Annotated in this window: 10 protein-coding genes, 5 tRNA genes and 1 pseudogene; 15 read left to right on the forward strand and 1 reads right to left on the reverse strand. The window is 47.8% G+C overall.

Features of this window, described 5'->3' with window-relative positions; genetic code table 11:
• Positions 1 to 249 precede the first annotated feature (249 nt).
• From ttcA to LMG33818_RS05890, 6 genes and pseudogenes are all read left to right on the forward strand, one after another.
• Positions 250 to 1,110: pseudogene (gene ttcA, locus LMG33818_RS05865) on the forward strand (tRNA 2-thiocytidine(32) synthetase TtcA); the annotation flags it as partial.
• Positions 1,111 to 1,198: 88 nt separating this feature from the next.
• Positions 1,199 to 1,274: transfer RNA gene (locus LMG33818_RS05870), tRNA-Val, on the forward strand.
• 202 nt (positions 1,275 to 1,476) lie between these two features.
• Positions 1,477 to 1,553, forward strand: a tRNA-Asp gene (locus tag LMG33818_RS05875).
• A gap of 174 nt (positions 1,554 to 1,727) precedes the next feature.
• A tRNA-Asp gene (locus LMG33818_RS05880) sits at positions 1,728 to 1,804 on the forward strand.
• Positions 1,805 to 1,887: 83 nt separating this feature from the next.
• Positions 1,888 to 1,963 (forward strand) — tRNA-Val (locus tag LMG33818_RS05885).
• A gap of 66 nt (positions 1,964 to 2,029) precedes the next feature.
• A tRNA-Asp gene (locus tag LMG33818_RS05890) sits at positions 2,030 to 2,106 on the forward strand.
• A gap of 427 nt (positions 2,107 to 2,533) precedes the next feature.
• Here the strand turns inward: LMG33818_RS05890 and LMG33818_RS05895 are convergent.
• Positions 2,534 to 3,832: an NAD(P)/FAD-dependent oxidoreductase gene (locus tag LMG33818_RS05895; RefSeq protein WP_442322434.1), complete on the reverse strand. Its 1,299-nt coding sequence runs from the start codon at positions 3,830 to 3,832 to the stop codon at positions 2,534 to 2,536.
• Between the two features lie 519 nt (positions 3,833 to 4,351).
• On the opposite strand from LMG33818_RS05895, the gene LMG33818_RS05900 reads away from it, so the two are divergent.
• From LMG33818_RS05900 to LMG33818_RS05940, 9 genes are all read left to right on the forward strand, one after another.
• Positions 4,352 to 5,020, forward strand: coding sequence for a phosphoglycolate phosphatase (locus LMG33818_RS05900; RefSeq protein WP_442322435.1), 669 nt, complete (start codon positions 4,352 to 4,354; stop codon positions 5,018 to 5,020).
• A gap of 457 nt (positions 5,021 to 5,477) precedes the next feature.
• A complete protein-coding gene (gene trpE, locus LMG33818_RS05905; RefSeq protein WP_442322436.1) occupies positions 5,478 to 6,959 on the forward strand; it encodes an anthranilate synthase component I in 1,482 nt (493 codons plus the stop codon).
• A 189-nt stretch (positions 6,960 to 7,148) separates the two neighbouring features.
• The gene (locus tag LMG33818_RS05910; protein ID WP_442322437.1) at positions 7,149 to 7,799 is read left to right on the forward strand and encodes a MarC family NAAT transporter; all 651 of its coding nucleotides are present in this window, start codon (positions 7,149 to 7,151) and stop codon (positions 7,797 to 7,799) included.
• A 496-nt stretch (positions 7,800 to 8,295) separates the two neighbouring features.
• Positions 8,296 to 10,182, forward strand: coding sequence for a potassium transporter Kup (locus tag LMG33818_RS05915; RefSeq protein ID WP_442322438.1), 1,887 nt, complete (start codon positions 8,296 to 8,298; stop codon positions 10,180 to 10,182).
• A 146-nt stretch (positions 10,183 to 10,328) separates the two neighbouring features.
• Positions 10,329 to 10,781, forward strand: a complete 453-nt coding sequence (locus LMG33818_RS05920) for an RcnB family protein (RefSeq protein WP_442322439.1) — start codon at positions 10,329 to 10,331, stop codon at positions 10,779 to 10,781.
• 541 nt (positions 10,782 to 11,322) lie between these two features.
• Entirely contained in the window at positions 11,323 to 11,862 is a 540-nt protein-coding gene (locus tag LMG33818_RS05925; RefSeq protein WP_442322440.1) for a MarR family winged helix-turn-helix transcriptional regulator, read from the forward strand.
• Positions 11,846 to 13,948 (forward strand): FUSC family protein, encoded by a 2,103-nt coding sequence (locus tag LMG33818_RS05930; protein WP_442322441.1) that lies wholly within the window; start codon positions 11,846 to 11,848, stop codon positions 13,946 to 13,948. The genes LMG33818_RS05925 and LMG33818_RS05930 overlap by 17 nt, the downstream gene beginning before the upstream one ends.
• 45 nt (positions 13,949 to 13,993) lie before the next feature.
• Entirely contained in the window at positions 13,994 to 14,191 is a 198-nt protein-coding gene (locus LMG33818_RS05935; protein WP_442322442.1) for a DUF1656 domain-containing protein, read from the forward strand.
• A 131-nt stretch (positions 14,192 to 14,322) separates the two neighbouring features.
• Positions 14,323 to 15,378 carry an HlyD family secretion protein gene (locus LMG33818_RS05940; RefSeq protein ID WP_442322443.1) on the forward strand — a complete coding sequence of 352 codons (1,056 nt, stop codon included), beginning with the start codon at positions 14,323 to 14,325 and terminating at the stop codon, positions 15,376 to 15,378.
• Positions 15,379 to 15,488 lie beyond the last annotated feature (110 nt).

The raw sequence follows: 15,488 nt of genomic DNA on the forward strand, positions 1-15,488 counted from the left end.
TCTTTCTTTACCGACAACGACATTTCTGCCGATAACGATCGTACGACATCGAATGTCGAGACTCCCCACCGCCCGGACACTTCGCAGAAAGGTGCGTCCCCTGACGTTCTTGCCCATGAGCTCAGCCCTACAGCAAGAGCACAATCCGAGGCTGAAGTAGTCAATGGAGACACTTCAGATGATGCCTCTCTTGACGCGGCCCAAGGCAGTGCAGCTCATCCTGATTTCGGTCATGATGCAGATGCGCCCAAGCGTCGTCGTGAATTCAATAAATTGCAAAAACGCCTGCGTCGCCTGGTGGGTAATGCGATTATCGATTATTCGATGATTGAAGAGGGCGATCGCATTATGGTGTGCCTCTCAGGGGGCAAAGATTCCTATACGATGTTAGAGGTACTACGAAGCCTTCAACGCAATGCGCCAATCAATTTCGAGCTGATTGCCGTTAACCTTGATCAAAAGCAGCCGGGATTCCCCGAGCATGTTCTTCCCGAGTACCTGAAAAAGACGGGGGTACGCTTCCACATCGTGGAACGGGATACCTATTCGATAGTGAAGGAGAAGGTGCCTGAAGGAAAAACGACCTGTGGGTTGTGCTCCCGTTTGCGTAGAGGAACACTTTATGGTTTCGCAGAGGAGATCGGTGCTACCAAGATCGCTTTGGGGCATCATCGTGATGATATTCTTGAAACCTTGTTCCTTAACATGTTTTTCGCCGGCAGTTTGAAAGCGATGCCGCCGAAATTATTGTCTGATGATGGTCGGCATATCGTTATCAGGCCGCTCTCATATGTGCCTGAAGCAGATATTATCGAATACGCCAATGCCATGCAGTTTCCGATTATCCCCTGTAACTTGTGTGGGAGTCAGGAAAATCTGCAGCGGCAAAACGTCAAGGAGATGCTGCAGAAGTGGAACAAAGAGCATCCGGGGCGCATTGAAACCATGTTCAAGGCGGTAACCAACATTGCACCTTCTCAATTGGCTGATCGGAATTTGTTTGATTTCAATCACCTTGAACAGAAGCGTCATGAGCGCTTGAAGGATCGAATTGATCTGCAGCCTATCGATGAAGGTGACGATTCACTCGACTGGCGTGTGATTCGTTAAATAGAGTGGTAATGTAAATAAACCCTCCATATGAGAAAAACTGTTTGACTTTCATGGGGGTATAGGTAAAATGCGCAGCCACATGAACGGGTGGTTAGCTCAGTTGGTAGAGCACCAGCCTTACAAGCTGGGGGTCACAGGTTCGAACCCTGTACCACCCACCATTCAAAATGTTGAACATCAGTTGAAATAGCTCGTTAAGCGGCTAGTCCGAACTGTTCATTTTGGATTGTGTTTTGAAAAGTTTAGTATGTTTTAAAATGTTCATGTCGCTGTTTCCTGATTTTCAGGAGCATTATCCAACGTGATTCATGTTGTTAATGTCATACAGATGTGTTTTGCACAAATGCTTTTTTGCATGGAAGTGGACCGGTAGTTCAGCTGGTTAGAATGCCGGCCTGTCACGCCGGAGGTCGCGGGTTCGAGTCCCGTCCGGTCCGCCATTATGCATCATGTAAAGCTAATGTATGATCTTTGACTAAAGATTGAGCGAAGAGTCGCAGATCGAGTGTTGTCACACGGTAATGGGATAACAGCTGTTTGGTTATTGTTTGATCATTGCATATTTATCATGGTATGAGTGCTCATTTTTGAGCGTGATTAGCGTGATTTCAAGTGGACCGGTAGTTCAGCTGGTTAGAATGCCGGCCTGTCACGCCGGAGGTCGCGGGTTCGAGTCCCGTCCGGTCCGCCATCATGATGCAATTACGATAATTGGACACCATCAGGTAGTTGTGGGTAGTATCCCCATTCCCGAGAACAGGGAATGCCTCTGATGGGTGGTTAGCTCAGTTGGTAGAGCACCAGCCTTACAAGCTGGGGGTCACAGGTTCGAACCCTGTACCACCCACCATTTAAAGTGTTGGCTCAATTTGAGTAACACCGAATCTCGGCAAGATTCAAATGGTTTTTCTTATGCGGACCGGTAGTTCAGCTGGTTAGAATGCCGGCCTGTCACGCCGGAGGTCGCGGGTTCGAGTCCCGTCCGGTCCGCCATTCATGATCTCCCCCCCCTGTATAATCTATCCCCTCGCTTTTTCCTGTTAAACCTTGTCCGTATAATTTTTTGCTTCATTGTGCTTCTAAACCAGGTCTTATCTGTAAACCCGATTGTATCTGTAAACCTGACCAGTGAACTTGTCGTGTGATCTCTGTGCCGAGTCAATATCGCTACATGTTGAGATACTTACCGTGCCTTTATTACCTGGCGGAGGGAATGCTACGCAACAGGATGCTGTTGTGAAGCGTCCAAAGGGAGGAGTGCGAGCGAGTGGCAGGGCGGCCAAATGTAGAGCGCCCAAAGGGGTATGATCCTGCAATAAAAACCACTCCGAAAAGTGGTTTTGTGTCCTGTTATGTATACATTATGAAAACCGGGGATCAAAAGGGAATATCATGTATATTGCCCATCCCATGTTCCCTGTCAATGTAGCTTGAGTTTTGGCTGCAACCATCGATTCAGTCGGTCTACAATCACCTTGGCGATAGTTCTTGGCCAACCGTATATGGCAAGCTGGTGCATGCGGTAAAGTGAAGTGTATGAGATTTTCGCCAGCCATCCTTCAACAAAGAACCCACGCATTGATGTCCCTCGCATAATGCTTCCGAATGTTTGAAATTTCGAAAGCGATACCAGCGAGCCCATATCCTTATAGATAAATGGTTTTAATTCATCCCCTCTTAGCAAGCGTTTGAAATTAGCCAGCAGTTGAGAGGACATTTGATGAGCCGCTTGAGCTCTGGGCGGTACGAATCGGTTTTGTGGTTGAGGACAGGCCGCACAATCACCAATCGCAAAAATGCGTGGATCATCAATACTTCGTAGTGTTTCCTCGACCAGCACCTGGTAATTGGGGCGCGTAGAAAGTCCCAGAGTTGAAAGAAGTCGGGGGCCTCTAACGCCTGCGGCCCACACCAGCAGATCAGCATTTATGCGTGCGCCTGTGGTAGTCTCGAAGCCTTTCTCATCCGCCTGTGATACCTGGGTGCCCGTGTGTATTTCGACACCTAATACTTGCAGCTGCCGATTCACTTTTTCACTGATACGTTCACCCAGAGCAGGCAGGATGCGTGGAGCCGCTTCTATCAGATGTACTTTCAAGCTATTGCGGGGAAAATCGTTGGCGTTGTAGCTATTCAGCATTTCGATTGCATTGAAAAGCTCGGCCGAGAGCTCAACCCCGGTTGCCCCTGCGCCTACAATAGCCACGGTCAAATCACTTCCCTCATGTTTCTCTGAACTGGCCGTACGAAGGAAGGTATTCAGCATTTCTCGACGAAAGTATTCAGCCTGTTGAGGGGAGTCCAGAAAGAAACAATGATCTTTTACCCCTGGCGTTCCAAAGTCGTTGGAGACGCTTCCCAATGCAAGTACCAGATAATCATACTCGATATGCCTTTCAGGCAATATTTGCTGATGTTTATCATCATTGATGGGGGCGAGGGTGACCTTTTGTGCCTCCCTGTTCAATCCGCTCATCGTACCGAGTTGGAAACGATAGTGATTGGACCTGGAGTGGCTTTGGTAAGATACCTGATCAAGATCAGTATCGATGGCCCCTACGGCGACTTCATGCAACAGGGGTTTCCAAATATGGGTTGGGTTGCGATCAACCAGAATAATGTCGGCTTTTTTTCGTCGTCCAAGCGCTCTTCCCAAACGGGTTGCCAACTCTATGCCTCCCGCACCACCGCCTACAATTACTATACGAGGAAGCGTCATACGTACTCCAGAGCAGTACAGTCATTAGAATTCTGTTTACAAGTTTAGCAGCATCTGATGCGGTATAGGGCGCTATCGCTTTCGACGATAGGGTAATATGACCCTCCAAATTGATCGAATGCGGGTGTGATAACTACCGTGTGGTTTCTAAATACTTCCAATGGGAACGTAATAGGCAGATATGTACTACATTAAGTCAATGAATGAGTTCATGCTGTTTAACCGCTAAGTGCAGGTAAAAATTGTGGAGATATGGGCGTATGAACTGAAAAGCACTGTTCTGAGCTCTCTTCTCAAAAGGGCTGATTTAATGACATCAGCCAAATGGTATTGAATAGAGGTTGAATAAGTGCAGGCGAAGGTAGTGAGACGTTAGGGGGGGTGTTAGGATACTGTATCTGATTTCAATGGTTATTTTGTTTTGCGCTTGAGACTTTTGTCTTTATGTAAGTTGCTTTCCTGTGAGTAAGTAATTTTTCTAACATTTTGTACATGTTTTTGATAAAAGGAGTACTGCGCGTGCATCCCGCACTCGATTCCATCCGACTCATCATCTGTGACCTTGATGGAACCTTGGTAAATTCCTTGCCGGATCTTTCCCATGCGCTCGACTCAATGTTGAAAGAGGCTGGATTCTCCCCCGCTGGCCAAGAGAAAGCCGCTATCTGGATTGGTAATGGTACACGCATGTTAGTGCGTCGAGCCCTGGTGGATGCTGGGCTTACCGAAGGCGATATTGATGCCCAGTTGGACAGGTATCTGGCGTCTTTCGACGCTCATTACGCCAACCATGTATGTGAACAATCCTACGTGTATGAAGGTGTGAGGGACTTTCTTCATATAAATAGGGAAGCCGGTTTTTTATTCGCGATCGTGACCAACAAGCCTAGCGTTTTTGTTGGCCCTATTCTCGAAACACTGGGCATAAACGATATTTTTGACGTTGTCGTTGGTGGAGACGAACTTGAGGCGAAAAAACCGGACCCCGCTCAGTTACACCATGTTTGTGATGTGCTGGGTATAGACCCGGAAAGCTGTTTGATGGTGGGGGATTCACGTAATGATATTCAGGCGGCCAAAAGTGTTCCCATGCGCTCTCTTGCAGTAACTTACGGATATAATCATGGAGAGCCGATAGAGCTTAGTGATCCGGATTGGCTGGTAGAATCCCTGGAGGATGTCGTTTGATGACCCAGTGTATAGTTGCGCTTACCGGATAACGTGATCCCGTTGAAGGGCGGGCAAGTGGCTGTTTCTTAAGGTCTAAAATTTCTGGATTGAAAATAAAGGAAGTAGCTTGCCTATGAGCTCTCGCTTTCTCCAAAGATTTAAATTTCTTCAGAAATTACAACCCTATGAAGTAAATCTGCCAAGATCAAAACGACCAAAAGCAAAACACGTCTTCGCTTCATGCCTCATGGTGCCAAGAGCTGCATCCCATCCTTGCAGACGGTATCATAAGTGCATGTCGTACTAAGTTGTACCCGTGTTTCTTGGCGTGGCTTGATCCGTGGTTTTCGCTCAAGGGAATACGGGATATAGCGCATGAATGCTTTGCATGCGTATCGTTTTCAATAAAAAGCAAGAAGACCGGCCTTTAAATAACAAATGAGCCGGCATTTAATACTGCCACAAGGATTTTAAAATGACGCCCGAGCGTTTTGCTGAACTTGCCGAGCAAGGTTATAACCGGATTCCCGTTACTCGGGAAATTCTGGCTGACCTTGATACTCCCCTCTCTACTTATCTCAAGTTGGCAGATGAACCTTGGACCTTTTTGCTCGAGTCGGTTCAAGGGGGCGAAAAGTGGGGGCGTTACTCCATTATTGGATTACCGTGTCGTGAACGTATTGAGGTCCATGACTTTACTGTTCAGCACTTCAGGGATGGTGAGCTTGTGGGTGCCAGTGAAGTGGAGGACCCCCTTGAGTGGATTGAACAGTTCCGCAAGACTATCAATGTACCTGAGGTCGGTAATACCGCCATGTTCGGTGGTGGTCTGGTGGGGTATTTCGGTTTTGAAACGGTGCGTTATATCGAGCCCAAGTTACGCAATAATATAAAACCGGATCCAATGAATATTCCTGACATCCTGTTATTGGTATGTCAGGAAGCGTTGATCTTTGACAATCTTTCAGGCCGGATAACGGTACTGACACATGCTGATCCCGCACAGCCTAATGCGTTGGGTCTGGCAAACAAACGGATAGACGATCTGGTTCGAGAACTGCGTGACCGAACAGTGTCATTGCGTAGCCCCGGTACAGGTCGAGTGATTGATGAAAACAATTTTTCGGGCAGTTTCACGGAACAAGGTTACAAAGAGGCTGTTGGAACCATTAAGCAGTACGTTCTTTCAGGCGATTTGATGCAATGTGTTCCTTCACAGCGCATGAGTATCGAATACAAGGCTACACCTTTGGATTTGTATCGGGCTCTTCGTACACTCAACCCGTCCCCCTATATGTATTTCTTCAATTTGGCTGACCACTATGTGGTGGGTTCTTCACCAGAGATACTGGCACGGCTGGAGGAAGGGGAAGTTACTGTACGTCCTATAGCCGGAACGCGGAAAAGAGGGCGGGATGCAGAGGAAGACCTTCAGCTTGAGCAGGAGCTGCTCTCCGATCCCAAGGAGCGAGCGGAACATGTCATGCTGATTGACCTGGGACGTAATGATGCGGGGCGTATCTGTATCGATGGTACCGTTAAACTGACGGATAAAATGACGATCGAACGATACTCGCATGTCATGCATATCGTCTCCAATGTCAATGGTCGGCTTCGTCCCGAGTTGGGTCCCATGGATGTGTTGCGAGCCACTTTCCCCGCCGGCACCGTCTCCGGGGCAGCCAAGGTGCGGGCCCTTGAAGTCATTAATGAAATAGAGCCAGTCAAGCGTAATATCTATTCAGGCGCGGTGGGCTATATTTCATGGCAAGGTAATATGGATACAGCGATTGCCATCCGTACCGGTGTAATCAAGGACGGGCAATTGCATGTTCAGGCGGGAGGGGGCATCGTGGCAGATTCCAATCCCGAGGATGAATGGCAGGAAACATTGAATAAACGTCGTGCGCTATTTACCGCTGCGGCCATGGCCGAAAAAGGTTTGGATGAACTGTAATCTTCGGCTTTTGCGTCATTCCCTGGCTTTATCAGCTTAGAGGCTAACGCTATCTCAACTTTGCCACTTAGTGAACAGGGCGAGAGGGAAGAGGGGCTGAGTACCAGATGAATAAGTGGTGTTTCTACTTGTCACTCGCCTTGAGTCGATGTTGAAAGGGTCTTTGCCCGGGAGGTATTTATTACTTATTTGCATTATACGTTGCTAGGGGTATTGGCATTGTTGCCTATGGCCAACCCTCTGACGAGTGTGTCGCTCATGTTGTCGCTTGGTGCAGAGCTTGATGCCACGGAGCGTCTTCGGCAGATCAAACGTTCAACTGTTTATATCATTCTGATCATGGTGGTTTGTTACTATGGGGGTAACTTCATCATGTCGGCTTTTGGTATTTCACTGCCGGGGTTACGTATCACCGGTGGCCTTGTCGTTGGCTATATTGGCTTTACCATGTTGTTCCCGAGCAGTCAGAGTGAAGAGGATGCCCAACATCAAATGTTGAGCAAAGAGGATAAGGAAAAGCCCCATGTGCGTGACTTATCCTTTGTACCTCTTGCTTTGCCCGGTACTGCAGGACCCGGAACGATAGCAGTCATTATTAGTGCTGCGGCGTCGGTAACTCCGGATCAGCGTTGGTCGTTAGCCTTGAATGCCGGTGTAATATCATCAATCATCATCATCGCGCTGATCTACTACATTGCCATGAAAGGGGCGACGGTCATTATGCGTGTTCTGGGAAAATCGGGCATTGATGCCATTTCCCGGCTGGTGGGCTTCCTGTTGATAGGAATGGGCGTACAATTTCTCGTTAATGGTATTAGCGTGATCGTTCAACAGGCATAAGGCGTTATAAAGGATATATATAGCCCCTGCAAAGTTTGCATTTTGTAGCAGGGTCTATATCCTTGCAGACTCAAGACGGTAGTCGCTGGTTGCTGTAATTGAACGGCAGCGGGCGGTCGTCTTTTTTTATTTGTAGATAACATTGTTTTGTCCGCTTTAAAGTCGATCGACTTTTAGTGAACTTACGACGAATCAAGCGTTGTGACATAACGCTATTGCGTATTCCAGCTTGTATGAATACGTCTGAGCAATGCGAAAACAGTCAGGTGCTTTGGTTTATCGCTTTGCATGTATCGTTTGGCAACAGAGCAATTGATCATCAATTAATCAGTAGTAGGCACTTTTGAAATACTACCCATATTGACCAGCCATGGTCGAATGGGAAGTTCGCGTGCTTTTTTTGCAGGAAGGTCATTGGCGTATTATCACCCGCAAAGGATGAATTACGTCTTTGGCTTTTTTTGATGGGCCACCAGGTATAAGAACGGTTATCAAAATGACAGAGGATGAACCTACACTCTCGATTTCACCGCGGGAAGAGTCCTGCGTGGGATTAATGATTGCTGCGATTGGTGTCGTATTTGGTGATATCGGTACCAGCCCCCTGTATGCGCTGAGAGAAGTACTTACTGGCGGCTATGGTGTAGCGGTAAATACAACCGGTATTTTGGGTGTATTGTCGCTTATCTTTTGGGCATTGGTTTGGGTAGTCGGATTCAAGTACCTGCTCTTTGTTACCCGCGCAGATAACCATGGGGAAGGAGGTATTCTTGCCCTCATGACACTGGTGAGAAGTGCCGTGAAAAAACGGCGTAGCAAGCACTTGCTGGTACTTCTTGGGTTGGCAGGTGCCGCGTTGCTATACGGTGACAGCATGATCACACCGGCAGTTTCCGTGCTCTCTTCCGTAGAAGGAATCAGTATCGCACACCCGGGGTTAACGCATTTTATCGTACCGGTTGCCATTGTGATTCTAATGCTGCTTTTTTTGATTCAGCCATTTGGAACAGAGCGCATTGGAAAGTTATTTGGTCCTGTGATCCTCGTCTGGTTTATTGTGCTGGCACTTGTTGGCCTGAGAGGTATCTGGATGGCTCCTGAAGTACTGATGGCCCTTAACCCCTTGCGGGCCATTTTCTTCTTCCGTGATAACCCTGGTGTGGGGATTTCCATTTTTTCTGCGATTACCCTGGCCATCACAGGGGCGGAGGCTCTGTATGCCGACATGGGGCATTTTGGCCGTAATACAATTGCAAGGGCGTGGTTGCTGATTGCATTTCCTGCATTGGTCCTTAACTATTTTGGTCAAGGCGGGTTAATTCTGTCCCATCAGGGAACGTTGCAGAATCCCTTCTATGAGCTTGTGCCTCACATGTTACTGCCTTATGTCATCATACTGGCGGCATTGGCATCCATTATTGCTTCGCAGGCTGTTATAACGGCAGCGTTCTCGATTAGCCAGCAGGCCATCAGTCTGGGCTATTTGCCACGGTTGCGCATTTTCCACACATCGAATGCATCCATCGGGCAAATCTACGTCCCTATTGTCAATTGGACGGTGATGATTGGCGTCATCATTCTGGTGTGCAGTTTCCGTAGCTCAGCCAACCTCGCTGCTGCCTATGGGGTGGCTGTGACGGGTACCATGTTGATCACCAGTCTGTTGATCTCGGTTGTAATGAATCGTCGCTGGCGCTGGTCATTGATTCGGGTCTTGCCGCTTTCGCTGTTATTCATTGCGGTTGATGTCCTTCTGTTTGGCTCGAATCTGGTGAAGTTTTTCCACGGGGGCATTGTTCCAATACTTATTGCCATCATCGCTTTCTGGCTGATGATGAGCTGGAATGGCGGTAAAAAACGTCTCTTGCGTGCGCTTATTCCTCTGGAGCGTTCACTTGGCGAATTCATTGAAGAGTTGCGTGAAAAGCGAATTACCCGTATTGAGGGGCAGGCCATTTACCTCAGTTCCCCCGGGAGTATGCTGCCAACGGCCCTGAGCCGAAATCTGGATCATAACAAGGTCATTCATGAGCAGATCGTGTTGGTGACTGTTCGTATATGTGATGTACCGCATCTCAAGCCTCGAGAGCGCTGTGAAGTCACGTTTCAGGAGCAGGGGGTCACCAGTACGGTACTGAAATTCGGTTTCATGGATAACCCCGATGTACCGGATACACTCGATCGGTTCAGTGAACATTTGGGACACTTGAATATCAATCGGGCCAGTTGGTTTGTTGGGCGTGAAACATTGATCGTGAACCAGCGTTTCCGCTGGAATAGTGCGATGTTTCGATTTATGCGCCGAAATGCCAGTGGGCCGATCAATACCTACAGCTTGCCAGCGCGACAGGTCGTTGAAATCGTTACTCAGGTGGGTTCATAAAAACGAAAACAAAGGTTCTGTTGTTCGGAAGAAGGCCTTTGGATGCAAATTTATACTATTTGTGAACACTGTTTTCTTATTTTGCTCTTATCATTGTTTGTATGAAGTCAGTAAGACCGAATTTGTACACACTGATGAGGTACGATATGAAAAAGTACATTGCTATTGCCGCGTTGGTATTTCCTTTGATGGGTATGTCAGGACTTACGAATGCTGATCCCATGGGCCCTCAGAATGGAAACATGGAAGGGCCTGCGCATGCTATGCACGCTGATGGAGGCCCACATGGCGGGCACGGGCATCACCTTCACGGTGGTGACCATAGTGGCCCTCAAGGTGGCCCCGGATATCAGGGAGGGCCGAATGGAGGCCCACAAGGTGGTTACGGATACGATCAAGGCCCAGGGCCTGACTATGGGTGGAAACAGGGTAATCGTATGCCATTGCACTATTTTCAGGACAATGGTAACTGGGTGAATTGGCAAGCGTATGGATTACCTCAGCCGCCGATGGGCCAGCACTGGATACATGCCAATGGCGCCTATTATTTGACGGCTGTAGCCACCGGTATCATTGCCAGTATCGTTATGCATCCGTGATTCCGCTATCTCAAGGCATATGCCTATCTCTATAACCCTGAGGTTTTGTAACCTCAGGGTTTTCCATGCGAACATTTCCGATTACCTATATAAAATATCCTGTCTTATTGATTTTAATGAATTTTACCTTTTCGCCTTTTTCGGTCAGGTAAATGCCTCCCTTATAAAACGTATTCCTGCCATTCACACATTTCGTAAGTACAATGGATTAAATTAATTTCATAAATGAACTAAAAAAATATAGCAAAAAGTTGTATATATTCGGCAGTGGTCACTATGGCAGATAGCGCGGTCAGGATAGAGTGAACTTCCCATTGTTCTACATAAGGTGCGACATTTTGCCCTATGTTTACACACGTTAAAGCCTCATTATTACCTTTACATCATTTCTCAAACACTCTATATTTTTCTTAAATAATATTACATTTGTGTATTAAATGTTGAGATTGCATGGTCATGTCATGTGCCATTAATCCTGCATCGTGTATTTCGTCCTTTTTTCGTTTGACTCCCATTACTCTGGTGTAACCCCTATTTACTTATGAACAAGTTTGAAAAGCGCTTCGCTGCTACAGAGAGTCACATTGAGGTCACCCGCCAGTCCTATCCGGCCTTTCCTCGGGAGTCAGCTATTGTTATCCGTTTGATCAAGCACCTCTACCGTGTTGTGCAGGATCAAACAAACGTGACATTACGCCCCTGGGAAGTTAACCATGCTGAATTCAACCTGCTGATGATGCTACATGGAACGAAAGGGCATTCCATGTCCCCCTCTGAATTAGGCGAGGCAGCTGGGGAAAAGCTCGCGAATATTACTCGTCTGATCAACCGTTTGACTGAAAAAGGGTTGATTCAACGTGCTCCCAATGATGAGGATCGACGCCGTGCTGTTGTCTCCCTGACACATGAAGGACTCGCCTGTGTACAGGAATTCCTGCCTCCCATCAGCCAATTGCTGGAGCAGGAAATGTGTGCGTTGACACGTCTTGAACAACACATGCTTGAGCTATTGCTGAAAAAAATGCTGACGGGGCTGGAAATGGGTGATCAACAGGATCAGGACGATGTCCAACACTTCTGAGACTGATACCCTCCCATCTCCTGAATGGCGTGCCAATCTGACGACGGCATTACGCCAGGAAAAAGCTACCTGGATCTTTGTATTCAGGGCATTGTTATCCCTGTTTTTAACAGGATGGTTGGCGATGCGATTCAGTTTGGCCTCTCCTTCTACGGCGATGCTTACCACGGTGCTGATACTGAATCGGCGCTCTGGAATGATCATTGCCAAAAGCTTTTACCGTGCGATAGGAACCGTTGTGGGGGGAATTGCCTCCATTGCATTGATTGCGCTGTTCAGCCAGCACCGGGAACTTTTCCTTCTGTCGTTTGGTGGTTGGATTGGCATATGCGCGGTTGCTGCCGGTTATCTGCGTAATTTCAAATCCTATGGCTTTCTTCTGGCGGGGTATACCACCTGCTTTATTACGCTAACGGTGTACAACACGCCCTTGAGTGTCTTCGATGCGACGGTAGCTCGAGGGAGTGAGGTCATGCTGGGCATTATCGTGACCACTATCGTGAATGAAGTGATTTTCCCCGAGCGTATGGGAAAGAGCCTGTGGAACCTGTTGGACCGCCAATTTGACGATCTTGTCGCTTACATGCGTATGGGCTTTCCCGATACGCTTTCAGCGGCCAGAGTCCAGGCCTTGCATACTGATTTTATTCGTCAGGCAGTTCAAATCGAAGACTTGCGCTCATCGGCCATTTTTGAAAGTACGGAAATTGCTGCACGTAGTACGTTTATTCAATATGTAAATCAGTGGTATATGCGTACCACGACCAGTTTTCACTCGTTTTATACACTGGTGGTTCGTATGAAAAAGGCGGGTCACGAACACAGTGTAGAAGAAGCCTTCAAGCTTTATGAGAGTTTATTGAAAGCGATAGGACAAAACCCCTGGGGTAATCGTCAGGCCGGCCTTTTATATGAACGACTGAGGGTTAGTGAGCAGGAAATCCGGGAAGGAGCAGCACAGGCCATGAGTCGTTTTGTCGTCAATTCAGACGAATATGTGGCTTTTGATGCACTGGTTGGTTTGTTACTTCGCATTATTGATGAACTCGAACATTACCTGAAGAGTCTGGATCGATTGCACAATGGGCGTTCTCGCCTGTTCCATTTGACCCATCCGCCTTTCAAGCGAATGACCGATATAGTGCCTAGTATCATCAATGGTGTGCGTTGTTTTTTGGCGATTGAGGCTATGGGGGCGTTCTGGATTTACTCCAACTGGCATTACGGGCCCAATGCACTGCTGAATACCGGTATGTATTGTGCGCTGTTTTCCAGCATGCCGAATCCAGCAAAAGTTACCCTGCAAGTGACCTACGGTTACGGTCTGGCGTGTATTGCTGCTTTTTTCTTTATCTTTCGAGTGATGCCTCTGACTGACAGCTATTACCCGGTCATGTTTGCGTCGTATGTGCCTTTTGTGATGCTGGCGTTTGTCGCGATGGCAAAACCCAAATATTTTGCGATAGGGCTTGGGTATGCCATTTGTATTGTATTTATTGTTGGCTTCAAGAACCCACCCGTCTACGACGTGGCGGGGTATCTCAATAATGCGATCGCGCAGATGATTGGGATGGCCAGTGCGGCTATTGCTTTTCTGTTATTACCGGCTGCCAGCACCCTGGGATGGGTAGCGAAGAGGGCTCATACCCAAATGCATCGTCTTGTAGGTTACGCTGCAGTCGAACCTCTGGAAGGTCTGCATGAGCGTTTTGAAAGTGGCAGTCGAGATCTCTTCAATCAGCTTCTGGGAACGACCAGCGCTGTCAACAGTAGCGAGCTGGTAAACCGCGCGTTGGCTATCAATGATGTAGGACAAACGCTGATAGAGATAAGAACCATTGTCGCCGAGCGACCTTTCCTGCCGGACGATATCGTTAAGGCCATACGTGCCACTATTCTAATGGTTTCCCTGTTCTATCGTAATCCTACACGGGAGCGTTATCTGAGTGCACTGAATAGTACGCGTAATACTGACCACATGATTCGTCCACTCAAGGATAAAGATGAAGAGTTGCGTCGACATTTCTATCTGCTTTATCAAGCGCTTCTGGATGCGGATGAGCACATGAGCTATGTCATCAAATAACGTGTTGTTTATTGATTTTCATCCACGACGAAGGAGGAGATAACGATGCCCCGAGAAATGGTATTGGGTGATGCACTGGTTCCCGGGCTATTGCTCGTTTTTTGTCTGGTACTGGCGTGCATGTGGCTGATTGACAAAGCGGCCGTCAAATACGGTGTGTATCGTTATGTCTGGCACCCCGCGCTCTTCCGACTATCGTTATTTACCGCTGTTTTTGCGTTGGTAGGGCTGATGCTGTGCTGATGAAAGCATCTGATACAACAGCCTGTATGGCCATGATAATGGCAGTAAACCTGTGTGCGCTGATCTTCCTTTCAGTAGGTAATACCAGGTTCAGTCATCGTGATTATTCTTTTTTATAGCAAGAGTATCCAATGAAATCGGTCAATTTTTTCAAGTGGGTCATCACTGGTGTGATGTTTATCATTGCCGTTTTACTGGCCTACGCATTGTGGAGTCACTATATGTACTCCCCATGGACGCGTGACGGGCGGATTCGGGTTGAGGTAACCAAAGTGTCTCCTGATATCAGTGGTCTGGTGACTGCTGTTAATGTTGAAGATAACCAATATGTGCATCGGGGCGACGTGCTAATGGTAATTGACCAGCAACGCTATGGCCTGGCACTGGATAATGCCAATACCCAATTGGCCCATGCGGTTGCCAATTACAATGAGGACGTTTCTGCTGTTAACGTGGCCAGGGCGACCGTTCAGGCACGTTACAGCAGCTTCCAAATGTATCAGGACCGTGCAGACCGCCGAGCCCGCTTATCAGCATTGGCAATTTCCAAAGAGGATTTGGCCGATGCGCAGTCGACCGCAGAGACAGCTGAATCCGAATGGCATCAGGCGCAAGCAGCACTTCAGCAACAACAGAATGTACTTGCCGTTGCGCAAGTGGTAATCAATCAGGCCAAAGTGGCTGTCAGTCAAGCCGAGTTAAATCTCAAGCGTACTGTGATTCGGGCACCCGCCGATGGTTACATGACGAATGTGACGGTGCGTGTAGGTGATTATGCCAATGCAGGTGCGCAACAAATGGCGCTTGTGGATAGTGATAGTTACTATATTTATGGTTATTTTGAAGAGACCAAACTACCAAACCTGCAAATAGGCGATAGAGCGGATATTCGGCTATTGTCGGGAGGAAGGGCGCTTCACGGCACCGTAACGGGTATTGCCCGTGCGATTGCAGATACAGAAAATACCAATAGCAATAATCAACTGTTGAATGTGAACCCTACCTTCGATTGGGTGAGGCTCGCTCAACGGGTCCCTGTACGTATAGCGATTGATACACGGCATATGCCAAAAGGTACTTTGCTTGTAGCAGGAATGACCGCAACGGTGATTCTACATCCGGGCAGCGCCAAATCTGACGACAATGCTCCTGATATATCTACAGTCAGTCACTCTGCTGATCACTAAAATATTGGGATGTGCAAGTCAGTATTGCATATCATGAATAGATCATGTTTTCCCTCGGGCCCTCTGATGCACGTTGTAAGAGGGCCTATTTCTCTTTAATTCCCTGTCGG

The organism is Cernens ardua (assembly GCF_051251085.1).
Classification (GTDB): domain Bacteria; phylum Pseudomonadota; class Gammaproteobacteria; order Pseudomonadales; family Halomonadaceae; genus Cernens; species Cernens ardua.